This window comes from Actinomadura rudentiformis (assembly GCF_008923185.1).
Lineage (GTDB): Bacteria > Actinomycetota > Actinomycetes > Streptosporangiales > Streptosporangiaceae > Spirillospora > Spirillospora rudentiformis.
The window spans coordinates 39,094-62,379 of sequence record NZ_WBMT01000017.1; the positions used below are offsets into that span (position 1 = coordinate 39,094).

Below are 23,286 nucleotides of genomic sequence, written 5' to 3' on the forward strand. Positions count from 1 at the left end.
AACCCGCAACTTTGTGACAAATCTCGTTCAAATCGCCTGGTCTGGACAAATATTGCCAGCGCTTGGACATTTGCTGTGACCAGTCAGGACGCCGGAGTCGACCCTGCCGGGAGCTTGGTCCCCTGCTTCGGCTGCGGCTTGAGCGCGGCGGCGAGTACGGCCAGCTCCTCGTACGGCGCCGTGCCGGTCACCACGAGCGAAACGCCGTCGGGCAGGGTGCGCGCGAGGGAATTGGCCTTCTTGTCCTTGCGGTAGTACGTCGTCCAGGTGATGCCATTGACTTGCATCGAGCCGTTCGGCTTCTTGTTGTTGGTCATTCGGTGGACGTACTGGGACGCCTTCTCGTTGCTCTGTTCCAAAGCGGCATAATGTCTGCCCGGCGTCATGAAGCCGAGATGCCAGGCGACCGGTCCCTTGCCGTTCAAACCGTTGATTCTTGAACTAGTCGGCCGCCATGTGGGGGGCAATCCGACCGGCGCCCACACGGTGTACGGGGCGTCCGTGGCCATCGCCCACTGCTGGCCGCTGTAGTCGACGGTCGGCAGCACCTCTTTGTCGCTGCGCGGGGTGATGAGGTAGATCACGCCCACCAGGACGAGGCACGCCGCCATCGCGAGCGTGAAGCCTCCCAGCCCGGTGGTCAGCCGCTTGTAGACGCCCGGCGCCACCTCCACCGTCGGCCGGCCGCCCGCGGCTGCTGCCGGAGGCTCGCCGGCGGCCTTGCCCTCCTGCTCAGCGGGGGGCGGAGTGTCCTCCGGGGATGGGGAAGGGGTCTTGTCCGTCACCTTCTCAGGATCCACCACGGTCAGGCCTGCTCCGCACCGGGGTTCCTGATCGTGCCGACGATGGCCATGATCTCGGCGGCCATGTGGCGGGAGGCCTCCTCGTCGTCGCTCAGCGAGACCTCGGAGACCGCGCCGGCCATGGCGCCGGTGAGGACGACGGCCAGAGCCTCGTCCACGCCGCCGTCGGCGGTGTGGAAGAGGGCGGCGTTGCGGCGGGCCCACTTGTTGAGGCGCTGGCGCATGACGCGGTCGAACCCGGGCGGGCCGTCGCCGGAGATGAAGAGGCGCGCCACGTCGCGTTCGGCCAGGCAGCCGTCGAGGTACGCCCCGGCGCCGGCGATGAACTGCCGCATCGGGTCGGTCTCGCCCGCCTCCCGGACGGCGTTGATCGCCTCGCGGGTGCGCTCCTGCTGGCGGGCCTGGAACTCCTCGAACAGCGTCAGGTAGAGGTCGGCCTTGCCGTTGAAGTGGTGGTAAAGGCTGCCCACGCTGGCGCCGGCCTTGGCGACGATGTCGGTGACGGCGGCCTGGGCGAAGCCCGCCTCGCAGAACACGTCCCGCGCCGCGGCCAGGAGCGCGTTGCGCGTGGCCGCCCCGCGGTCCGAGGTCGTCCGGGCGGGCGTGTCGGCTTCCGTGGCCGGCCCGGCGGACGGGACATCGATCTCGCTGCTCATGAACCGAGAGATTACGCCCTCTCACGCTGCTGGAACGATCCCTTCTTCTCCGTGGCCGGGAAAACACTCGTCGCGGTGAGTGACGCCGCCTGCCTGGTCTGGTCCAATTTGAATCCCAAGGCTGGTCACACGGAGAATCCGAGTCATCCGCCGACCGAAGGGGCTGCTTCGCATGTCCGACGAATCCACCGTCTCCTCGCCGCTCGCCACCGAGCCTGCGGCCCCGGACCGGAACCTGGCGATGGAACTGGTCAGGGTGACCGAGGCCGCCGCCATGGCCGCCGCGCGCTGGGTGGGCAGGGGCGACAAGAACGGAGCCGACGGCGCCGCGGTCAACGCCATGCGCCAGCTGATCAACACCGTGTCCATGCGGGGCGTGGTGGTCATCGGCGAGGGCGAGAAGGACAACGCTCCCATGCTCTACAACGGGGAGGAGGTCGGCGACGGCAGCGGCGCGGAGTGCGACGTGGCGGTCGACCCGATCGACGGCACCCGCCTCACGGCACTGGGCATGAACAACGCCATCGCGGTGCTGTCGGTGGCCCCGCGCGGCTCGATGTTCGACCCGTCCGCGGTGTTCTACATGGAGAAGCTCGTCACCGGCCCCGAGGCGGCCGACGCCGTCGACATCCAGCGGCCGATCGCCGACAACATCCGGGCGATCGCGCGGGCCAAGCACTCCACGCCCGAGGACGTGACGGTCGTCATCCTGGACCGGCCCCGCCATGACGGCATGGTCAAGGAGATCCGGGAGGCCGGCGCCCGGGTCAAGCTGATCACCGACGGCGACGTGGCCGGGGCGATCATGGCCGCGCGCGAGGGCACCGGCGTCGACCTGCTCCTGGGCATCGGCGGTACGCCCGAGGGCATCATCGCGGCCTGTGCGATCAAGGCCCTGGGCGGTGTGATCCAGGGCCGGCTGTGGCCACAGGACGACGCCGAACGCCAGAAGGCGATCGACGCGGGCCACGATCTGGGCCGGGTCCTGACCACCGACGACCTGGTCACGTCGGATGACGTGTTCTTCGCCGCGACCGGCATCACCGACGGCGAGCTCGTCGACGGTGTCCGCTACCGCAAGGGCACCGCGTTCACCCACTCCCTGGTGATGCGCTCCCGCAGCGGGACGATCCGCACGGTCTCCAGCGAGCACCATCTCAGCAAGCTCCGCGCCTACAGCGCGATCAACTTCGACACGGCGGTCTGAGCCATCTCAGAGGGGCCGCGAGATCCGTCTCGCGGCCCTTCGCCTGCTGCGGCCCTGCGCTTCCGGCTCTACCTGTTGCGGCTCTACCTGTTGCGGCTCTACCTGTTGCGGCTCTACCTGTTGCGGCTCTACCTGTTGCGGCCCAGGCGCCCGCGAACGCGCTGGCGGAAGGTCTGTTTGGGAGCCCGCGCCCGGATCGAGCCGAAGATCATGGTGCCGCTGATCTCGACCGTGGGACCCTCGTGGGCGGGGCGGGTGCGCAGATCGCGGGTGCTGACGAACGTCCGGCCGGTCACGTCCACCCGTACCCCCTCGGGAACGAGGATCCGGATCCGGCCGCCGAGGACCATCGAGTCGAGCACCACGTGCCGCCGCTGGAGCACCGCCTCGCGCAGGTCCAGCTCGACCGTGCCGAAGAGCGCGACCAGGGGCAGGCGGACGGGGACCACCCAGCGTCCCTCGCGGCGCGTACGGCCGAACAGGATCGAGATGGGACGGTCGTCGACCAGGATCGGCTGGGTCTCTTCGGGGCTGAGATCGGTGGTGAGGCCGGTCAGCTCGCCCAGGGTGCGCGCGGCGTAGGCGGCCGAGGTGCGCTCGGAGTGCTCCTCCATGGTGAGCCGCCCGTCCGCGAGCGCCTCGCCGAGCACGTTGACCACGCGCTCCCGGTCGGCGTCGGAGGCGCGCAGATCCCGTACGGGGGTCGCCTGGTCGCCAGGGGGCCGTCGGCTCGGGAAGTCCACGTTATGAAGGGTAGAGGACCGAGGGCCGTGATCGGCTGACGGTGAATGGACGGAAAATCTGTGGGGATTTGTCCCGTCCTGTGCTTATCGTGGCGGACATGGCGGTGCAACGGACCGAAACCATCTCGATCCAGCGAGCGACCGAGGGCGCGGCGGCGATCAGCCTGCGGGGGGTCGTCAAGCGCTTCGGCAAGCTCACGGCCGTCGACGGACTCGATCTGGACGTTCCCAACGGGATATGCCTGGGGCTGCTGGGCCCGAACGGCGCGGGCAAGTCGACCACGATGAAGCTGCTCACCGCGCAGGCCATCGCGGACGAGGGCGCCATCGAGGTCCTCGGCTTCGCCGTCCCCCGCGAGTCCAAGCGCGCGCGGGCCTCGATGGGGGTCGTGCCCCAGCAGGACAACCTCGACGAGGAGCTCACCGCCCGCGAGAACCTGGAGGTCTTCGCCCACCTCTATCGCGTACCGCGCAAGGACCGTGAGGCGGCGGTGGAGGACGCGCTGGAGCTCGCCCATCTGACCGACCGGCAGCGGACCAAGGCCGGCGATCTGTCCGGCGGGATGCGCCGGCGGCTGCTGATCGCACGCGGCCTGGTGCACCGTCCCGCCCTGGTGCTGCTGGACGAGCCCACCGTGGGCCTCGACCCGCAGGTACGGGCGGAGCTGTGGGGGCTGATCGACGGGCTGCGGTCGCGCGGCACCACCGTGCTGATGTCCACCCACTACATCGAGGAGGCCGAACGGCTTGCCGACGACTGCGCGCTGATGTCGCACGGCAAGGTGGCGGCGCGCGGTGCTCCCGCAGAGCTCATCGCCGAGCACGCGGGTGAACGCGTCGTCGAGCACTACGGCCCGCCCGAACGCCTGGAGGCCGTGGAACGGCTGGCGCACGCCGCCGGGCTGCCCACCCGCCGGACGGGCACGTCGGTGTCGGTGCTCAAGGCCGAGACCATGCCGCACTCGCTGATCGACGACCTCGGGCCGGACGGCGTACGGCGCGCGGCCAACCTGGAGGACGTGTTCGTGGTGCTCACGGGAGAACGAGTCGAATGACCGACACCACCGTCCGGACCACCAGGCACGCGGCCCCGCGGCTGCGGCGCTTCGAGCTGGCCCCTGTCAGGGGCGTCTGGCGGCACGAGATCGCGCTCTTCAAGCGCTACTGGCGGTCGGCGTCGTTCGCCTCGATGTTCGAGCCGACGTTCATGATGCTGGCCTTCGGCTACGGCTTCGGGTCGCTGGTGGCGGTGGTGGGCGACTTCCGCTACCTCGACTTCGTCGGCACCGGCATGGTCGGCACGGCCGCGCTGTTCACCTCGGTCTTCCCGGGGATGTTCAACGGCTACATCCGGCGGGTCTACCAGCACACCTACGACGCGATGCTGGCCGCGCCGGTGGACACGCACGAGCTGGTCACGGGCGAGGCGCTGTGGATCGCGTCGAAGTCGGCGCTGTACTCGTGCTCGCCGCTGGTGGTGGCCATGTTCTTCGGGCTCGATCCGGCCCCGGGAATGGTGCTGGTGCCGCTGGTCACGTTCGTCACCGCGCTCGGCTTCGCGCTCTTCGGCATGTGGGCGTCGGCGATCGTGCCGTCGATCAACTCATTCGACTACGTGATCACCGGGGTGGTGACGCCGCTCTTCCTGATCGCGGGCACGTTCTTCCCGGTCGACTCGCTGCCCGGCTGGGTGCACGTGGTGGCGCGGATCAACCCGCTGTACCACTGCGTGGAGCTGGTGCGGCACGCGGTGTTCGGGCTGAAACCGCTGGCCGACCTGGGGCATCTGGCAGCGCTCGGGCTGTTCGCGGCGCTGATGTGGATCATCGCGGTCCGGGCCATGCGCCGGCGCCTGATCGCCTGAGCCGGCGCCGCCTGATCGCGTGAGTCCGCGTGAGCCGGGGTCTCCTGATCGTCCGATCCGGCACCGGCCGAGTCCGTGATCCGGGTCACGTTTGACCTGTGACCTCGCCCATCTCTACGCTGACGCGAAAATCTCTCACATTGATCGCGCAGCTCAAAGAGGTGGATGCCGCATGTCAGCGTCGGCCCGGCAAGGCATCACCGGTGACGTCACGGAGCGGGACCGCCAGGCGCGGTTCGCCACGTACGCCGCGTTCGCGATCCAGGGACTGTGCTTCGCCTCGCTGGTCACCCAGGTCCCGAAGATCCAGAAAGCCCACGACCTCAGCGACGCGACGCTCTCGCTGGTGCTCCTGATGGTCCCGCTGGTCGCCGGCGTCGGCAGCGTGCTCTCCGGCTTCCTGTTCGCCCGGCTCGGCAGCAGGCCGGTCCTGCGGATCAGCCAGCCCGCCGTCTGCCTGACCATCGTCCTGATCGGGCTGGCGGGCGGCAACGACGTGGTCCTGTACGCGGCGGTGGCGCTGTTCGGGCTCTTCGTCGGCGGCGTGGACGCCTCCATGAACGCCCAGGCCGTCGCGGTCGAACGGCGTTACGGCGTCAGCCTGATCACCGGCTTCTACGCCGTCTGGAGCGTGGCCGGCATCCTCGGCGGCCTGTGGTCCTCCCTGGCCAACAAGATCGACCTCTCGCTGCTCACCGGCTTCGCGATCGCCGCCGCGCTCGGCGCCGCCGCCTCGCTCGCCACCGGGCACCGGCTCTACGGCAAGACCGAGGAGGCCGCCGGGCAGCCCGCACCCGAGGACCTCAAGGCCGCCGGCCGCAGCGTGCCGTGGCGTCCGATCCTCATCGTGGGCACCGCGATGGGGGTGTTCTACCTCGCGGATGCGGCGATCTCCAACTACGGCGCCAAGTACCTGGAGGACGAGCTCGACAGCAGCGACTGGGTCGGCCCGCTCGGCTACGTCGCCTACCAGGTCGCCATGGTCTTCAGCCGTGCCGTCGCCGACTTCGGCGTCCGGCGCTCCGGCGCCGTCCCGGTCGTGCGCCTCGGCGCCCTCGTCGGGCTCATCGGCATGATCGGCGTGGTCGCCGCGCCGAACGCCTACGTCGCCATCCCCGCGCTCGCCGTCGCGGGCCTGGGCCTCAGCGTCATCGCGCCGGTCGCCTTCACCGCGGCGGGCCGGGTCGACCCGACCGGCCTGGGCATCGCGGTCTCCCGCGTGAACGTCTTCAACTACGTGGGCTTCGTCGTCGGCGCCGCCGTGGTCGGCGCCATCGCCCCGGTCAGCAGCGAGAACGGCATCCGGCTCGCGTTCATCGTCCCGACCGCCCTGATCCTGGTCATCTTCGCGACCGCGCGCGGTTTCGACCCCAAGCCCGTCCCCGGCGCCCGTCCTGACACGCCCGTCGCGGAACGCCCCACCGTCTGACAGGCGTGAGCCTGGTCTCGTGCTCGGAGACCAGGCCCACGTTCCGCCCAAATAAATCTCGGGGTCAGGCTTCTTCCAGAGCGGCCACTGCGAGTTCACCCGCCGACTGTGCCTGCTCCGGAGACATGTCCTCTATCGCGCGCGCCAACGCGGTCGCTGCGGCATCCGCTGCCGCGCGGGCCGTGACCACATGCTCTTGAGCCCGTTCCAGATCCCCCAGGCCCACGCAGTCGAAAGCCACCTGGGAATCGTGTGCGGCCATCCTGAGCTGCCGTGCTGCTTCTTCCAGACTCATCCGTCGCCTCCTCCGCTGAGATGGGCTTCCTACCCGCGAGCCTCCTGGGCAATCGCCTTCCCCAGCAGCTCGGCGGCCTGGACCAGGCGGGTTTCACCGAGGCGGCCATAGCCGAGGACCAGCGCGGGCGGGGCCTGCCCCGAACGGGGCGGAGACCACATGGCGGCGGCTCCCGCCACCGAGACGCCGAGGCTCGCGGCGGCGGCGACGACCGCGCCCTCGTCGGAGCCCGGCGGGAGTTCGACGTAGAGGTGGATGCCCGCCGAGACGCCGTGCACCTTGACCGAAGGCGCGTACTTGCCGAGCGCTTCGACCAGCACGTCCCGCCGCGCCCGGTACTGCCGGCGCATCGTGCGCAGATGCCGGTCGTACGAGCCGGTGGAGAGAAGGTTCGCCAAGGCGTACTGGTCGAGGACCGGCGCGCCCAGATCGTGCTGCGCGCGGTACGTACGGAGCCGGTCGGCCAGCTTCGGCGACGCGGCGGCCCAGCCCAGGCGCAGTGCGGGTGCGAGCGCCTTGCTCACCGAGCCGAGCAGGACCACCCGCTCGGGGTCGACGCCCTGCAGGCAGCCCACCGGCTCGCGGTCGTAGCGGAACTCGGCGTCGTAGTCGTCCTCGATGATCAGGCCGTTCACGTCCCGTGCCCAGGCGATCAGCTGGGCTCGGCGGCCCGGGGACAGGACCACGCCCGTCGGGTACTGGTGGGCGGGGGTGACGAGGATCGCGCGGGCCTGCGTGCGGGCGAGCGCGGCCACGTCGACGCCCTCGGCGTCGACCGGGACGGGGGCGAGCCGGACACCGGTGGCGTCCAGCATCGGGGCCTGGCGGCTGCTGGTGGGGTCCTCCACCGCGAGCTCACGGTGCCCGTCCCCGACCAGCATCCGGACGATCGCCGACAGCCCGTGCGCGACCCCGTTCATGATCACGATCTGGTCGGCGTCGGCGTGCGCGGCGCGGACCCGGCCGAGGTATCCGGCCAGTTCGGCGCGCAGCAGGGGCGCGCCGCCCGGATCGGGGTAGCCCAGATCGTCCTTGGGGAGCGTGCGCAACGACGCGCGCACCGCCGCGAGCCAGCGCTCCCGGGGGAACGCGGCGAGGTCGGGCTGGCTGGGCCACATGTCGTAGGGGAGCGAGCCCTCCGGAGTCTCCGGCGATGGCTCCGCCGCAGGCTCTCCGGGCCAGAGGGGCGGGCGCGCGGCGGGCGTGGGAGCGTCCGCGCGCGCCAGCGGCGCCACCCTGGTGCCGTCGCCGCGGCGGGCGATGAGGAAGCCCTCCGCGATGAGCTGCTCGTAGGCGGTGACCACGACCCCGCGGGACACGTCGAGATCGCGGGCGAGGTCGCGGCTCGAGGGAAGCCGGGTGCCGGCGGTCAGCCGCCCGGTCCGGACGCCCGCGCGGAACCCGGCGGCGATCTGCGCCGCGAGACGTCCGGCGGTCCGGTCGAGGGTGAGATGCAAGTCGGTCACATAGTGCTCAGCGTTCGGAGAGTGGCTGGGCGTCACCGTCGGCGCTTTTGGTCCATGGTCCAGCGGTCTCATTGGCCCTGTATCGAGGTCCAAGCAACTCCTAGCGTCCCATGTCATGACATCCACGACCAGCATCAGCACAGGCACAAGCACCAGGGGCGTCCTGGGCGCCGGGAGCGCCATGTTCTGCGTCGGCACGCTCACCGCGGTGTCGGCCACCATCGCCGACTATCCGGTCTTCGGCGGCCAGGCCGTCCGCTACACGGCCGCCGCAGTGATCTTGCTCGTCGCCGTACGGCTCGTCGACCGGCGCCGGGGAGGGCGCAGGTTCACCCTGCGGAGTCTGACACTGCGGGATCTGACGTTGCTGACGGCGCTCGCGGGCACCGGCCTCGCCGCGTTCAACGTGTTCATCGTGGCCGCGACCCGCGACACCAGCCCGGCGACCATCGGCACGGTGATCGCCACCGTGCCGATCGCCCTGGCCCTGGTCGGGCCGATCCTCGAACGGCGCCGGCCGTCGCCAGTGATCGTCGTCTCGGCCGTCGTGGTGACGCTGGGCGCGGCGCTCGCGAACGGCCTGGGCACCGGGACCCTGCGCGGGCTCCTGCTGTCGCTGGGCGCCCTGGGCGGCGAGGTGTGCTTCTCGCTGCTCGCCGTGCCGCTGCTGCCCAAGCTCGGCCCGCTGCGGGTGTCGGCCTACTCGGCGGCGCTGGCCGCGCCCATGCTGCTGGTCATCGGGCTGATCGCCGACGGCCGGGCCGTCCTGCGCGTGCCGACGGTGGGCGAGGCCGCCGGTTTCACCTACCTGTCGGTGGTCGTGACGACCGTGGCGTTCCTGCTCTGGTACGACGCGCTCGGGCGGCTGGGGGCCGACAGGGCCGGGCTCTTCGCGGGGGTGATCCCGGTGAGCGCGGTGATCACCACCGTCGCGCTCGGGCTGGGCAGTCCCGCCCCGGCCGACTTGGCGGGCGCGGCCCTGGTCGCCGTGGGCGTGGTGATCGGGCTGCGTCCCGGGCGGCGACGCCCGGCACCCACGCCGGCGCCCGCACCCGCCACGGCGGGCTGCTAGCCGAACCGAGCTCCGCCGCGAACCGAGCCCCGTCAGCCGAACCGAGGCCCGGCAGCCGAACCGAGGCCCGGCAGCCGAACCGGGCCCTGTCAGCTGGATCGCGGGCAGGGGCCGTAATCTGTAGGGCGCCCACCCCATCAGAACGTGCGCGAGGATCTTCGATGCCTGAGTTCTCCTACACCGATCTGCTGCCGCTCGGCTCCGACGACACCGAGTACCGGCTGCTCACCGCCGACGGCGTGTCGACGTTCGAAGCGGGCGGGCGGACGTTCCTGCAGGTCGAGCCGGAGGCGCTGCGGCTGCTCACCGAGACCGCCATGCAGGACATCTCGCACTTGCTGCGGCCCGCGCACCTCCAGCAGCTCCGCAAGATCCTGGACGACCCCGAGGCCTCGCCGAACGACCGGTTCGTGGCGCTGGACCTGCTCAAGAACGCGGGGATCGCATCCGGCGGCGTGCTGCCGATGTGCCAGGACACCGGCACCGCGATCGTGATGGGCAAGCGCGGCCAGCACGTGCTGACTGACGGGCGGGACGAGGAACATCTCTCGCGCGGCGTGTACGACGCGTACACCAAGCTCAACCTGCGCTACTCGCAGATGGCGCCGGTCACCATGTGGGACGAGAAGAACACCGGCACCAACCTGCCCGCCCAGATCGAGCTGTACGCGGCGCCCGGCGACGCCTACAAGTTCCTCTTCATGGCCAAGGGCGGCGGCAGCGCCAACAAGTCCTTCCTCTACCAGGAGACCAAGGCCGTCCTGAACCCCAAGCGGATGCTCGCCTTCCTCGAAGAGAAGATCCGCTCCCTCGGCACGGCCGCGTGCCCGCCGTACCACCTGGCGATCGTCGTCGGCGGCACCTCCGCCGAGTACGCGCTGAAGACGGCCAAGTACGCTTCGGCGCACTACCTGGACACGCTCCCCGCGGAGGGCTCGCCGCTGGGCCACGGCTTCCGTGACCTCGAGTTGGAGCAGCAGGTCTTCGAGCTCACCCAGAAGCTCGGCATCGGCGCGCAGTTCGGCGGCAAGTACTTCTGCCACGACGTGCGCGTGATCCGGCTCCCCCGGCACGGCGCGTCCTGCCCGGTGGCCATCGCGGTGTCGTGCAGCGCCGACCGGCAGGCTCTGGCCAAGATCACGGCCGAGGGCGTGTTCCTGGAGCGGCTGGAGACCGACCCCGCGCGGTACCTGCCGGACACGACGGACGAGCATCTGGACGATGAGGTCGTGCAGATCAACCTCAACCGGCCGATGGACGAGATCCGCGCCGAGCTCTCCAAGTACCCCGTCAAGACCCGGCTGTCGCTCACCGGCCCGCTCGTCGTGGCCCGCGACATCGCGCACGCCAAGATCAAGGAACGGCTGGACGCGGGCGAGCCGATGCCGCAGTACCTGCGCGACCACGCCGTCTACTACGCGGGCCCCGCCAAGACGCCCGAGGGGTACGCCTCCGGCTCGTTCGGCCCGACCACGGCAGGCCGGATGGACTCCTACGTCGAGCAGTTCCAGGCCGCCGGCGGCTCGTTCGTCATGCTGGCCAAGGGCAACCGCTCGCAGCAGGTCACCGACGCCTGCAACGCGCACGGCGGCTTCTACCTCGGCTCCATCGGCGGTCCCGCCGCGCGCCTCGCCCAGGACTGCATCAAGAAGGTCGACGTCCTGGAGTACGCCGAGCTCGGCATGGAGGCCGTCTGGAAGATCGAGGTCGAGGACTTCCCGGCGTTCATCGTGGTGGACGACAAGGGCAACGACTTCTTCGCGCACACCACCGGCCCGGTGCTGACGATCGGCCGCCGCTGAGCCCTGGGCCCGTGGCCGCTTCCGGCCACTTCCGGCCGGTCGTCGCACGAGCGTGCCGGCAGCCGGCCGGGGGCGCCGATCTTCATGATCACGACGGTCTAACGATTCGGCGGGTGACACGGCCGCCGCGGCCGCCATCCATGATCAGAACGCATGTCAGACGGGTGGCAAACGCGAAGATCGTACGCGTTAGTCAGATTATTGGCCCCAAATCCAAGTTGGTGACCAGGTCTCCAATATGACCGCATCGCCACTCCGGTATCTTTTCCGCCATGTCTCAGTCAGGTGGCCTCGTACTCGCGACGCGCTACCGGCTGGTATCGGAACTGGGTTCCGGTGCCAACGGCACCGTGTGGAGAGGCCATGACGAGCTCCTCGATCGCGCTGTGGCGATCAAGGAGCTCCGGCTCCCCGAGGACCTCTCCGAGGACGACCGGGTCGTCTTCTACCGCCGTACGCTGCGCGAGGCACGGGCCCCGGCGCAGTTGCGCTCCCCCGCCATCGTCGAGGTCTACGACGTCGTCATAGAGCAAGGCCGCCCCTGGATCGTGATGGAGCTCATCGAGGCGCCCAGCCTCGAGCAGCTCGTCGAGCGGTCGGGCCCCATCTCGGCCGCCCAGGCCGCGCACATCGGCCGCCAGCTGCTCAGCGCCCTGGCCGTCGCGCACAAGGCCGGGATCGTCCACCGGGACCTCAAACCGAGCAACGTGCTGCTCGACGGTGACCGGGTCGTGCTCACCGACTTCGGGCTGGCCTACTCCTCGGGGTCGGTCAGCCTCACCAAGACCGGTCACTTCATGGGCTCCCCCGCCTACGTGGCGCCCGAGGTCGCCGCCGGCGAGAAGGCCACCCCGCAGTCGGACCTGTGGTCGCTCGGCGCCACGCTCTACGCCGCCGTCGAGGGCCGCCCGCCGTTCGAGCGCGAGAACGTCATGGCCACGCTCAGCGCCCTGGCCAACGAGAACGTCGCCACCCCGCAGAACGCCGGCGCGCTCACCTCCGTGATCACCGGGTTGCTGGAGAAGAACCCCACCCGCCGGCTCAGCCACGCCCGCGCGTCCGACCGCCTCGAACGCGCGCTGAGCGGGCCACGCTCCGGCCGCCGGCCGCCCGCGCCGCGCTACCGGCTGGCCTCCATCATCGCGATGATCGCCGCCATCCTCGCCTCGTGCGGCATCGGCGCCACCGCGCTCATCGTCGGCATGGACCGCGAGAGCCCCGGCCCACCCCCTGCCGCCCCCTCCTCCTCGTCGTCGTCGACCGGTGACCCGGCGGCGGCCCCGCCGGGCGTGGGCTCCAACGCCCTGGTGATCCGGGCACTCACCGAGACATGCCGGATCTTCGTCTCGGTGCCCGGGCAGTCGATCAACGTCCTGGCCAACGAGACCCTCGTCAAGGGCGACACCCGCCAGTACGACCAGCCCCAGCTCAACGTCGTCCTGCATGACGCGGGCGCCTGCGAGGTCTGGATCAACGGCGCTCAGCAGCCGCCGGGCCGGCCGGGCACCACCCATCGTTTCCCCGTTAAGAAGGCCGCCTCCGGGGGATGACCTCGTCTCCCAGGGCCGGTGGGCCGCCCCTCGCGGGAATGCGCGAGACGGCCCGGAAGCTGGCACTGGAGGCAGGGTTAGATTCGTCGACGGAGGTGGCTGAGCCATGGCCGAGCAGGAATTCCGGATCGAGCACGACTCCATGGGCGAGGTGCGGGTACCGGCGACGGCCAAATGGCGGGCGCAGACACAACGGGCCGTCGAGAACTTCCCGATCTCGGGCCGCGGGCTGGAGGCGCCCCACATCGCGGCGCTCGGCCACATCAAGGCGGCGGCGGCCACGGTCAACGCCGAGCTCGGCGTGCTCGACAAGGATCTGGCGGCGGCGATCAACGAGGCCGCGCTGGAGGTGGCGGCGGGCAGATGGAACGACCAGTTCCCGATCGACGTGTTCCAGACCGGCTCGGGGACCTCCTCGAACATGAACGCCAACGAGGTGATCGCGACGCTGGCCGAGGAACGGCTCGGTTCTCCCGTCCACCCCAACGACCATGTGAACGCCTCACAGTCGTCGAACGACGTCTTCCCGTCCTCGATCCACATCGCGGCCACCGGAGCCGTCCTGAACGATCTGATCCCCGCGCTGCAACATCTTGAAGGAGTGCTGAACCGCAAGGCCGTCGAGTTCGCCGCAGTGGTCAAGTCCGGCCGGACCCACCTGATGGATGCCACGCCGGTGACGCTGGGACAGGAGTTCGGCGGTTACGCGGCGCAGATCCAGCTGGGCGTGGAGCGAGTACAGGCCGTCCTCCCCCGGCTGGCCGAGCTGGCGCTGGGCGGTACGGCGGTCGGCACGGGCATCAACACCCCCGAGGGCTTCGCCCAGCGGGTGATCGCGGAGATCGCACGGGCGACCGGCCTGCCGTTGCGGGAGGCCCGCAACCACTTCGAGGCACAGGGCGCCCAGGACGGGCTCGTGGAGACCAGCGGCGCGCTCCGCACCGTCGCGGTGAGCCTCATCAAGATCGCGAACGATCTGCGCTGGATGGGCTCGGGGCCGCGGGCCGGGCTGGCCGAGATCCGGCTGCCCGACCTGCAGCCGGGCTCCTCGATCATGCCGGGCAAGGTCAACCCGGTGATCCCCGAGGCGGTCGCCCAGGTGGGCGCCCAGGTCATCGGCAATGATGCGGCGATCACGTTCGGCGGCGCGTCGGGCAACTTCGAGCTCAACGTCATGCTGCCGATGCTGGCCCGCAACGTGCTGGAGTCGGTCACGCTGCTGGCCAACGTCTCGCGGCTGCTGGCCGACCGCGCCGTCGACGGCATCGAGGCCGACGTCGAACGGGCCCGCGAGTACGCCGAGTCGTCGCCCTCGATCGTGACGCCCCTCAACCGCTACATCGGCTACGAGGAGGCGGCGAAGGTCGCCAAGCAGGCCCTCAAGGAGCGGAAGACCATCCGGCAGGTCGTCCTGGAGCGCGGCTACGTCGACCAGGGCAAGCTCACCCTGGAACAACTCGATGCCACGCTGGACGTCCTGACCATGACCAACTCGACGCCTTGATTCATGGCTGGGGGCTTCGGAGGCCCTAGGGCGAGAAACGCCCTAATACCAGCCGGTCGCCTGGAAGTGGCCCCAGGCGCCGCACGGGCTCCCGTAGCGGTGCTTCACGTACCGCAGGCCCCACTTGATCTGCGTGCGCGGGTTCGAGCGCCAGTTCGGGCCCGCACTGGCCATCTTGGAGCCGGGCAGCGCCTGCGGGATGCCGTGGGCGCCGGACGAGGCGTTGTGAGAGTGCTCGTTCCAGCCGCTCTCCCGCGTCCACAGCTGCTCCAGGCACCGGAACTGCGTCGACTGGCGCCAGCCGTGCCGGGCCATCATGGCCTTGGCGATCAGCTTGTTCGCCTGCATCCGGCCGTGCTTGCGTTGCTTGACATGGATCCGCTTCAATGCCCGCTTCTCGTGGATCCTCTTCTGGGCGGCCACCATGACGGTGCGCTGGGCCTTCGTCACGGCACCCTGCGCGGGTTCCATGACCATGGGGCCACCGACCACCGCGGCGGCCATCCCAAGAGCGATCACTTGGAAGCGGTTACGTATGTGAGGTGACACGTCCCGTAGCGTGCTGCTGATCAGCCGCTGATAATCAGCAGATCCGGTCATCTGTGCCATGGCTTTGCCGACCCATTGCCCGGCCTCGGCCGTCGGGTAGGACAAAAGGGGCGGGCCGGAGCCCGCCCCTCAGTGTGCCGCCGGGGCTCGACGCCCCCGGCCGATCAGGTATGAACCAGGCAGATCAGTACCAGCCACGCGAGTTGGAGTGGCTCAGCGCGCGGCAGGGGGTGCCGTAGCGTCCCTTGATGTAGCGGAGACCCCACTTGATCTGGGTCTTGGGGTTGGTCCGCCAGTCCTTGCCGGCGCTGCGCATCTTCCGTCCGGGCAGGGCCTGCGCGATGCCGTACGCGCCGGAGGAGGGGTTGCGGGCCTTGTGGTTCCAGCCGCTCTCACGATGCCAGAGCTTCACCAGGCACTTGTACTGCCGGTTGGACCAGCCGCGCTTCTTGACCATGGCCTTGGCGATGGCCTTGTTCCGCTGAGCACGGGTCTTCTTCTTCGCCTGGGCCTTGGCCGCGACCACAGTGGCCGAGGTGGCCGAAGTGGGGGCGGAGGCCTGGGCGGGGACCGTTTCCGCTACGACGCCGAACGTCAGCGTGGCGGCGAGCGCCAGAGTCGCGGAACGGTGGAGAGACCTGCGAACCAAAACGAACCTTTCGTCGTGCCGGGCGACCGGTCGGCCCGGCGGTCTTCACCTCGTTGGTGCGGCCTCGCATGGAGTGAGGCGACCGGGCACCGGAGCGTCCGGGGGGACGCGGGCACGTGCGGGCAGCACCCGCCGAACGGGTGGCCGTGCACGGTTTCCGAGGTGACAGCGGGACGCCAGGGTGCGTCTCCGCCTGAGATGTGGGCGTACGGCGCGTCGTTCACGCCGCCGCCGTGTTGTGGGCCCGTCGAGGGCCGGCCGCATCAGCGCGGCATCGTGCGTCGCGGAATCGGTGTCCCGCGCTCAGAGGGCTCCCATGCCCTCGCCGGGCGGCCGCGATGAAGGCCGCCCGGGGTTCGTGGCGGGCTGGGCGCTAGTACCAGCCCTTGCTGAGGAAGGCGCCCCAGGCGCCGCAGGGGGTCTTGTAGCGGCTCTTGATGTAGCCGAGGCCCCATTTGATCTGGGTGCGGGGGTTGGTACGCCAGTCGGACCCGGCGCTGGCCATCTTGGAGCCGGGCAGAGCCTGCGCGATGCCGTACGCGCCCGAACTCGGGTTGCGGGCGTAGGTGTTCCAGCCGCTCTCCTTGTTCCACAGCTTGACCAGGCAGCCGAACTCGCCCTTCCCGGTGAAGCCGTAGCTGGGCAGCATCGACTTGGCGATCGCCTGCGCCTTGCCCGCCGGTACCGGGTCGCCACCGATCGGCGGGTCACCGCCGTCGTCGCCCGGCTTCTTGGTGGGGAGCGGGGAGCCCTTGGGGCGCAGGGCCGGGGCCTTGCTGGGCTTGGTGCGGACCGCGCGCGAGGCGCGCTCCAGGGCCTGCTTGCGGCGCTGGGCCTCCAGCGCCTTGGGGTCCACCTGGGGCGCATCCGCGGCGAGCTGGGACGGCGCCGGGGAGACCGTGCCCTTGTCTGCCGGCTTGCCGTCTCCGGAGTCCCCGGTCAGCGCGAACGCCGCGACGGCGCCGCCGCCGACCAGCACGGCCACGCCGGCCGCCACCGCAACGATCTTGAGTCCGATACCCGACGGGAGGGTCGCGCGGCGCGGCGAGCGGTCGCTGCCGATCTGGTCCCGGCCGTCCTGGTCACGGCCGTTCGGGTCATGCGGGCCGTTCGGGCTGACGGTCAGCGGTGCGGCGGGGAACGCGTCGACGCGCGTCGACGCCGGGTCGGCGGGCTCGTCGTACGCCTGCTCACCGGGCACCGCCATCATGCCCATGGTGTCGCCGGCGGAGGCCGGGGAGTGACCGGGAGCGGGGGTGCCGGACGAGCCACCTGCGACCTTGATGTCGTCCTCGTGGCCCGGGGGGTCAAAGCTCTGTCGATCGTCTCGCCTAGGGGACCTGGGGTGGTCTCCGTTCAAGGCGGTCCTTCCGACGGTCGCACGCGCATGGACACGCGTACGAGGTGCGTCCACCCCCGGCCCGGCCTCTCGCCCGTGAAGGCGGCCCGGACCCGGAGCGGAGCTTCGCCCGCATGGCCTGTCAGGGGGTTGCCACGCGCGCCTGCACCGCTCGGGGGGTGCTTACGAGGAGACACAATGCCCGAGGTCGAGGAGTGCTCCGCAACCAAAACGAGACAGAAGCTTTGAGTGGGGCGTTTGTCAACTCGCTGCAAAGATTCCCAAAACAGCGTGTAGACCTGGGCATCCTTACCTTCCAGTTAGTTCGTGTGACCTTCATCACAAGCTGACCGAGAGATGATCGATCATCACCCAGGGTGAGGAAATCCGTCCACGCGAAGGCGCCCCGGCGACGTCGGATCGTCGCCGGGGCGCTCTTCTGCGAACATGCTGGTCAGCCGGGTCCCGGTCCCGCCGACCAGGCGCCGGGTCAGGCGCCGACGTCGCCGAGCATGTCGGTCACCAGGGCCGCGATCGGGGACCGTTCCGAACGCGTCAGGGTCACGTGCGCGAACAGCGGATGCCCCTTGAGGCGCTCCACCACCGCCGCGACGCCGTCATGCCGCCCCACCCGCAGGTTGTCGCGCTGGGCGACGTCGTGGGTGAGCACCACGCGCGAGCCCGCCCCGATCCGCGACAGGACGGTCAGCAGCACCCCGCGTTCGAGCGACTGCGCCTCGTCCACGATCACGAACGCGTCGTGCAGCGACCGGCCGCGGATGTGGGTCAGCGGCAGGACCTCCAACATGCCACGGTCCAAAACCTCCTCGATGACCTCCGGGGTGGTCACCGCCGAGAGCGTGTCGTAGACCGCCTGGGCCCACGGCGACATCTTCTCGTTCTCCGACCCGGGCAGGTAGCCCAGATCCTGCCCGCCGACCGCGTACAACGGCCGGAAGACCACCACCTTGCGGTGCTGGCGGCGTTCCAGGACAGCCTCCAGCCCCGCGCACAGAGCCAGCGCCGACTTGCCGGTGCCCGCCCGGCCACCGAGCGAGACGATGCCCACCTCGTCGTCCAGGAGCAGGTCCAGCGCGATCCGCTGCTCGGCGGACCGGCCGCGCAGCCCGAACACCTCCCGGTCGCCGCGGACGAGCCGCACGGACTTGTCGGCCTGCACCCGGGCCAGCGCGGAGCCGCGCTCGGACAACAGCCGCAGGCCGGTGTGGGCGGGCAGATCGCGCGTCTCGTCCAGATCGGCCCGTCCCGACTCGTACAGCTCCTCTATCTGCCCCGCCGGCACCTCCAGCTCGCGCATCCCGGTCCAGCCGGACTCCACCACGGCGAGCTCGGCGCGGTATTCCTCCGCGGTGAGGCCGACGGCCGAGGCCTTGACCCGCATCGGCAGGTCCTTGGAGACCAGGACGACGTCGCGGCCCTCCTTGGCCAGCCAGCTCGCCACCGACAGGATCCGGGTGTCGTTGTCGCCCAGCCGGAAGCCGTCGGGCAGCACGCTCGGGTCCGAGTGGTTGAGCTCGACCCTGATGGTGCCGCCCTGCGCGCCGATCGGCAGCGCCTCGTCCAGCCGGCCGTGTTCCAGTCGCAGGTCGTCGAGGGTGCGCAGCGCCTCCCGGGCGAAATAGCCAAGCTCTGGATGGTGCCGCTTGGCCTCGAGTTCGGAGATGACGACGATGGGGAGTACGACCTCGTGCTCCGCGAACCGGGTCATCGCCCCCGGGTCGGCGAGCAGGACGCTGGTGTCGAGGACGTACGTGCGCCGGTCCGGACCGGTGGGTCCGGGGTTCCCGGAGGCGGGACGGCGCGTGGAGGATGTGGCCACTCGATCTCCCTGTTTCTGGGGGAACTACCCGTGGCGCGCCGGCCCCCGGCCCGTCTGCCCGTCCCCGTACGGCCGAGGCGGCCATGCAGGGGGAGGGAAGGCGGGTGGAGATCAGGGGTGGATGATCTTCAGGAACCGTAGCGCCGGTGCCGCGCGGCATACGAGCGGATCGCCCGCAGGAAGTCGACCTTGCGGAAGTCCGGCCAGTGGACCTCGCAGAAGTAGAACTCCGAGTGGGCGCTCTGCCAGAGCATGAAGCCGGAGAGGCGTTGCTCCCCCGAGGTACGGATGACCAGGTCGGGGTCCGGCTGGCCGCGCGTGTAGAGATGCTCAGCGATGTGCTCGACGTCGAGGACCTCGGCGAGTTCCTCGATGCTGGTGCCTTTGCCCGCCTGCTCCAGGAGCAGAGAGCGCACCGCATCAGCGATCTCACGCCTACCTCCATACCCAACCGCGACGTTCACAATCAGCCCGGGAGCACCGGATGTTGCTTCGCCGGCATCTTTGAGTACACAGGCGGTTTTGTCGGGCAGGAGGTCGAGGGCGCCGACCGGCTTGACGTGCCAGCCGTCGGCGGCGAGGTTGCGGACGGTCTTCTCGATGATCGCCAGGAGCGGGTCGAGCTCCTTGGCCGGGCGGCTCAGGTTGTCGGTGGACAGCAGCCAGAGGGTGACCACCTCGACGCCGGCCTCGGTGCACCAGTGCAGCAGGTCGGAGATCTTGTCGGCGCCGCGCTGGTGGCCGGTGTTGACGTCGGCCATCCCCATCGAGCGCGCCCAGCGCCGGTTGCCGTCCAGGATGACCCCGACATGGCGGGGGACGATGTCGGTGGGCAGTGACGACTCCACCCGGCGCTCGTACATCCGGTACGCGACGTCCCGCACCACTCCGTACACGGCGCTGCTCTTGATCGTGCCGGTCAGCCTCGCGCGCCGCCCCGTGCCCATGTGCTCCCCGTCCCGCCGTGTCCATCTAGAACGCCGCTCAATTATGGCCTGGACGTGATGGTTGTCCCACCGTCTCCGGTATTTACCCGGACGGCCAGGCCTGGTCACCTGCCCGGATGCGCAGAGACGATCATCGGTGTGCGCGCAGCTGCTCGCGATAGCCGACCCCGGCCCGTTCGGCGTCGGCGAGAAGGCCGGCGAGGAAGGCGTGCAGCTCGGCCGAGGTGAGGACTGCGCGCACGCCGCGTCCACCCGATCCCCAGGCCTCGATCACCGCGCGGCGGGCGACCCGCCACACGCCCTGTCCGGTGCCCTGACGCTCGATCCAGACCGAGGAGGTGCGCAGCGCGCAGCGGAGCTCCGCCGTACTCGCCACGTCGCCGCGGTCCCGGTAGCGGAAGGCGAAGAGCTCGGGCTCGCGGACCCGGCCCGCGCCCGGTGGCGGGTCGGGGAACCGGTCGTCGGGGTCGGGCCATTCGGCGGCCTGCGGCGACTCTCCGGCACGCGCGGCGGCCACCCGCCCGGCGAGCCCGGCGAGGAAGTAGCCGCAGCGCTCCCCCACCGCGCCGAACGAGTCCCCGTCGCGCCGCAGCTCCAACGTGACCTCGAACGGCGTGCCGCCGCGGTCGAGCGACACGACCGGCACCACGGCGAGCGACGAACCGTCCAGACAGCGAAGTCCCCCCACGTCCCGCACCCTAGGCCAGGCGATCACCATGATCACACCTAGCCGCGCTGGGGATCACGCAATGATTCGCGGCGGGAGGACGTGCTGGTCAGGCCTGCGGACCTGCCGCGCGGGCACGTTCGACGTATTCCAGGGCGGTGCGAAGCTCGCCGAGCCACTCGTCGGTGTTCTTGCCGACCAGGCGCACACACCAGGCCAGCGCGTCGCTGCGGCTGCGCGCCACGCCGGCGTCGACCAGGGTGTCCAGAACGCGGCGTTCGGGCTGCCGGAGCCGGGTCATGACCGGGACCGAGAGCGTGGTGAACATCTCCCGCTGCTCGTCGCACTCGACGCCCCACGAGACCTTGTGGCCGAAGCGGTGCTCGGCTTCGCGGGCGATGGCGATGCGCTGGTCGCGGGTCTCCTCGCGGAAGCGCTGGATGTGGCCCGCCACGGCGGCGGCCCGTTCGGTGCCGGCGAGATTCTCGGCGGCTCCCGGGAGAGGCAGCCGTCCGACGACGCTGACCTCCTCCCGGTCCAGGACGATCTCGGGCGCCGCCTCGAACCAGTTCTCGGGAAGCCGCCCGGAGAACCAGGCCCGCACGGTCTCCGCTGCTGCGCTCGTACTCATGTAATCAAAATTACATGCTGTCGCCGCCCCCTCCAAGGGGCCGCTCACATTGACACCTTCCATCTTTTGATAGTTACTCTCATTTAAAAGTAACTTCTATTTGGAGGTGACAGTCATGGGTGTTGGCGGCTCGCGGCGATGGTGGGGGCTGGGCGCGCTCGCGCTGAGCCTGCTGGCGCTGGGCTTCGACCTGACGATCCTGAACGTGGCGCTGGCGACGCTCTCGGCGGACCTGAACGCGAGCACCAGCCAGCTGCAGTGGATCGTGGACTCGTACGTCCTGGTCTTCGCGGCGTTGCTGCTCCCCGCCGGGCTGCTGGGCGACCGCTTCGGCCGCAAGCGCCTGCTGCTCGTCGGCATGGCCGTCTTCGGCCTGGCCTCACTCGGAGGCGCCCTCGCCGACGGCCCGGGGAGCGTCATCGTCGCCCGCGCGTTCATGGGGATCGGGGCGGGGATCATGATGCCGCTGTCGATGTCGATCCTGCCGGCGATCTTCCCCCCGCACGAGCGCACCCGGGCGATCGCGGTCTGGTCGGCGTCCATGGCGCTGGGCCTGCCGCTCGGTCCGCTGCTCGGCGGCTGGCTGCTGGAGCACTTCTGGTGGGGCTCGATCTTCCTGATCAACGTGCCCGTGGTCGCCGTGGGCGCGATCGCCGTCGCCGTCCTGCTCCCCGAGTCCCGCGACACGAGCGTCCCCCGCCTGGACGTGGTGGGCACCCTGCTGTCGGTCAGCGGGCTCACGGGCCTGGTGTACGGGATCACCGAGGGCCCGGCGGACGGCTGGAGCGACCCGCTCATCATCGGCACGATCGGCGCCGGTCTCGTCCTGCTCACCGCGTTCGTCCTGTGGGAGCGGCGCCTGGAGCAGCCCATGATGGACGTCAGGCTGTTCCGGGATCCCGCCTTCACCTGGGCCGTGATCGCCGGAACGCTGGGGACCGTCGTCATGGCGGGCACGCTCTTCGTCCTCCCGCAGTACCTCCAGGTCGTGCAGGGCAACGGCGTCTTCGACACCGGGCTGCGGCTCATCCCGATGCTGCTCGGCCTCATGGTCGGCGGCCTGGCGACCGACCGGCTGACCGCGCGCACCGGCCACAAGCCGCTCATCGTCATCGGGCTCTTCCTGCTGGCCGCGGGTCTCGGCTGGGGCGCGCTCACCGAGACCGGCGACCCCTACTCCACGACCGCGATGTGGCTGTCGGTCCTGGGCCTCGGAGTCGGGCTGACCATGATCCCGGCGATGGACGTCGTGCTCGCCCGCCTGCCCGACGACCAGGCCGGCCGGGGCTCGGGCCTGGTCCAGACGCTGCGCCAGACGGGCGGCGCGCTCGGCATCGCCGGGCTGGGCAGCCTGCTGTCGGTCGTCTACCGGGACCGCGTCGACCTCGACGGCCTGCCGGCGGAGGCCGCCGGCACGGCCCGCGACTCGATCGGCGGGGCCGCCGCCGTGGCGGAACGGCTCGGCGACGGCCGGCTGCTGGCCTCGGCGCAGGACGCCTACGTGCACGGGATGAACGCGGCGCTGGCCGTCTGCGCGCTCGGCTCTCTGATCGTGGCGCTGCTGGTCTGGATCTTCCAGCCGCCGCCGGAACGTGCGCGGGCGGCTGTGGATAGCCCAGAATCGGACCATGAGCACGTCGCTTCCTGAGCATGCCCTCGACCGACTCCAGGACCGGCTGGAGCGGCTTCCGCTCCGGGAGCGTAAGAAGCTGAAGACCCGGAGGGCGATCCAGGACCACGCCCTCCGGCTCTTCACCGAGCAGGGTTACGACGAGACCACGGTCGAGCAGATCGCCGAGGCGGCCGAGATCTCCCCCAGCACGTTCTTCCGCTACTTCCGGACCAAGGAAGACGTCGTCATCACCGACGAGTACGACCCGATCATGGCGGAGATCTTCCGGGCACAGCCGGCCGGCACGGGCGTCATCGAGGCGCTGCGCGCCACGTTCCGCGAGATCCTGCCGCAGATGCTCGCCGGCGACATGGACACCGTCATCACCCGGATGCGCCTGACCGCCCAGGTCCCCGCGCTGCGCGCCCGCACCACCGAGTCACTGCGGGAGGGCACGCACGCCGTGCTCAAGGAGATCATCGCCGAACGGACCGGACGCCCGCAGGACGACCTGGACGTCGAGACGTTCACCTGGGCGCTTCTCGGCGTCCTCCAGTCGGCGATGTACGCGTGGCTGGACGGCAAGGTCGAGATCGAGGACCTCCCGGACCTGATCGACCACAACCTGGAGCTCGTCGCCACCGGCTTCCCGCTGTGACGC

22 protein-coding genes are annotated in these 23,286 nt (G+C 70.4%); 10 read left to right on the plus strand and 12 right to left on the minus strand.

The features are described from left to right. Positions 1-83: 83 nt before the first annotated feature. Together F8566_RS31930 and F8566_RS31935 are read right to left on the minus strand one after the other, a co-directional pair. The gene (locus F8566_RS31930) at positions 84-785 is read right to left on the minus strand and encodes a DUF4245 domain-containing protein (RefSeq protein ID WP_225993702.1); all 702 of its coding nucleotides are present in this window, start codon (positions 783-785) and stop codon (positions 84-86) included. A gap of 20 nt (positions 786-805) precedes the next feature. Next, the gene (locus F8566_RS31935; RefSeq protein ID WP_151565588.1) at positions 806-1,459 is read right to left on the minus strand and encodes a TetR/AcrR family transcriptional regulator; all 654 of its coding nucleotides are present in this window, start codon (positions 1,457-1,459) and stop codon (positions 806-808) included. 172 nt (positions 1,460-1,631) lie between these two features. On the opposite strand from F8566_RS31935, the gene glpX reads away from it, so the two are divergent. Further along, the gene (gene glpX / locus F8566_RS31940; protein ID WP_151565589.1) at positions 1,632-2,666 is read left to right on the plus strand and encodes a class II fructose-bisphosphatase; all 1,035 of its coding nucleotides are present in this window, start codon (positions 1,632-1,634) and stop codon (positions 2,664-2,666) included. A 128-nt stretch (positions 2,667-2,794) separates the two neighbouring features. Here the strand turns inward: glpX and F8566_RS31950 are convergent, their stop codons facing one another. Beyond that, positions 2,795-3,409 (minus strand): DUF1707 SHOCT-like domain-containing protein, encoded by a 615-nt coding sequence (locus F8566_RS31950; RefSeq protein ID WP_151565590.1) that lies wholly within the window; start codon positions 3,407-3,409, stop codon positions 2,795-2,797. A gap of 98 nt (positions 3,410-3,507) precedes the next feature. Here F8566_RS31950 and F8566_RS31955 point away from each other — a divergent pair, with 98 nt between their 5' ends. The 3 genes from F8566_RS31955 (at position 3,508) to F8566_RS31965 (ending at position 6,702) form a co-directional block, all read left to right on the plus strand. Further along, the gene (locus F8566_RS31955; protein ID WP_151565591.1) at positions 3,508-4,464 is read left to right on the plus strand and encodes an ABC transporter ATP-binding protein; all 957 of its coding nucleotides are present in this window, start codon (positions 3,508-3,510) and stop codon (positions 4,462-4,464) included. Then, positions 4,461-5,273, plus strand: a complete 813-nt coding sequence (locus F8566_RS31960; protein WP_151565592.1) for an ABC transporter permease — start codon at positions 4,461-4,463, stop codon at positions 5,271-5,273. The genes F8566_RS31955 and F8566_RS31960 overlap by 4 nt, the downstream gene beginning before the upstream one ends. 172 nt (positions 5,274-5,445) lie before the next feature. Next, positions 5,446-6,702 carry an MFS transporter gene (locus tag F8566_RS31965; RefSeq protein WP_151565593.1) on the plus strand — a complete coding sequence of 419 codons (1,257 nt, stop codon included), beginning with the start codon at positions 5,446-5,448 and terminating at the stop codon, positions 6,700-6,702. Positions 6,703-6,766: 64 nt separating this feature from the next. Here the strand turns inward: F8566_RS31965 and F8566_RS31970 are convergent, their stop codons facing one another. Together F8566_RS31970 and pdxR are read right to left on the minus strand one after the other, a co-directional pair. Then, complete coding sequence (locus F8566_RS31970; protein WP_151565594.1) at positions 6,767-6,997, minus strand: hypothetical protein; 231 nt, start codon at positions 6,995-6,997, stop codon at positions 6,767-6,769. A gap of 29 nt (positions 6,998-7,026) precedes the next feature. After that, positions 7,027-8,463, minus strand: a complete 1,437-nt coding sequence (gene pdxR, locus F8566_RS31975) for a MocR-like pyridoxine biosynthesis transcription factor PdxR (protein WP_151565595.1) — start codon at positions 8,461-8,463, stop codon at positions 7,027-7,029. A gap of 115 nt (positions 8,464-8,578) precedes the next feature. Between pdxR and F8566_RS31980 the strand changes: the two genes are divergently transcribed. The 4 genes from F8566_RS31980 (at position 8,579) to F8566_RS31995 (ending at position 14,391) form a co-directional block, all read left to right on the plus strand. Further along, positions 8,579-9,535, plus strand: a complete 957-nt coding sequence (locus F8566_RS31980) for a DMT family transporter (protein WP_151565596.1) — start codon at positions 8,579-8,581, stop codon at positions 9,533-9,535. A gap of 161 nt (positions 9,536-9,696) precedes the next feature. Further along, positions 9,697-11,337: a fumarate hydratase gene (locus tag F8566_RS31985; RefSeq protein ID WP_151565597.1), complete on the plus strand. Its 1,641-nt coding sequence runs from the start codon at positions 9,697-9,699 to the stop codon at positions 11,335-11,337. A 272-nt stretch (positions 11,338-11,609) separates the two neighbouring features. Next, entirely contained in the window at positions 11,610-12,887 is a 1,278-nt protein-coding gene (locus F8566_RS31990; protein ID WP_151565598.1) for a serine/threonine-protein kinase, read from the plus strand. Between the two features lie 106 nt (positions 12,888-12,993). Next, a complete protein-coding gene (locus F8566_RS31995; RefSeq protein WP_151565599.1) occupies positions 12,994-14,391 on the plus strand; it encodes a class II fumarate hydratase in 1,398 nt (465 codons plus the stop codon). A 42-nt stretch (positions 14,392-14,433) separates the two neighbouring features. Here the strand turns inward: F8566_RS31995 and F8566_RS50235 are convergent, their stop codons facing one another. From F8566_RS50235 to F8566_RS32030, 7 genes are all read right to left on the minus strand, one after another. Then, positions 14,434-14,910, minus strand: a complete 477-nt coding sequence (locus tag F8566_RS50235; protein WP_192809961.1) for an aggregation-promoting factor C-terminal-like domain-containing protein — start codon at positions 14,908-14,910, stop codon at positions 14,434-14,436. A 214-nt stretch (positions 14,911-15,124) separates the two neighbouring features. After that, positions 15,125-15,589, minus strand: a complete 465-nt coding sequence (locus F8566_RS52705; protein WP_192809962.1) for an aggregation-promoting factor C-terminal-like domain-containing protein — start codon at positions 15,587-15,589, stop codon at positions 15,125-15,127. Positions 15,590-15,962: 373 nt separating this feature from the next. Continuing rightward, on the minus strand, positions 15,963-16,949 hold the full coding sequence (locus F8566_RS32010; RefSeq protein ID WP_225993703.1) for an aggregation-promoting factor C-terminal-like domain-containing protein: 987 nt from the start codon (positions 16,947-16,949) through the stop codon (positions 15,963-15,965). Between the two features lie 469 nt (positions 16,950-17,418). Next, positions 17,419-18,768, minus strand: coding sequence for a PhoH family protein (locus F8566_RS32015; RefSeq protein WP_151565600.1), 1,350 nt, complete (start codon positions 18,766-18,768; stop codon positions 17,419-17,421). A gap of 128 nt (positions 18,769-18,896) precedes the next feature. Next, positions 18,897-19,715, minus strand: coding sequence for an isoprenyl transferase (locus tag F8566_RS32020; RefSeq protein WP_151565601.1), 819 nt, complete (start codon positions 19,713-19,715; stop codon positions 18,897-18,899). A 130-nt stretch (positions 19,716-19,845) separates the two neighbouring features. Next, positions 19,846-20,403, minus strand: coding sequence for a hypothetical protein (locus F8566_RS32025; RefSeq protein ID WP_151565602.1), 558 nt, complete (start codon positions 20,401-20,403; stop codon positions 19,846-19,848). Positions 20,404-20,491: 88 nt separating this feature from the next. Continuing rightward, entirely contained in the window at positions 20,492-21,013 is a 522-nt protein-coding gene (locus tag F8566_RS32030) for a hypothetical protein (protein ID WP_151565603.1), read from the minus strand. A 115-nt stretch (positions 21,014-21,128) separates the two neighbouring features. On the opposite strand from F8566_RS32030, the gene F8566_RS32035 reads away from it, so the two are divergent. Both F8566_RS32035 and F8566_RS32040 read left to right on the plus strand, forming a co-directional pair. Further along, a complete protein-coding gene (locus F8566_RS32035) occupies positions 21,129-22,661 on the plus strand; it encodes a DHA2 family efflux MFS transporter permease subunit (protein WP_151565604.1) in 1,533 nt (510 codons plus the stop codon). Further along, positions 22,642-23,283, plus strand: a complete 642-nt coding sequence (locus tag F8566_RS32040) for an acyl-CoA-like ligand-binding transcription factor (RefSeq protein ID WP_151565605.1) — start codon at positions 22,642-22,644, stop codon at positions 23,281-23,283. Before F8566_RS32035 ends, F8566_RS32040 begins: the two co-directional genes overlap by 20 nt. Positions 23,284-23,286 lie beyond the last annotated feature (3 nt).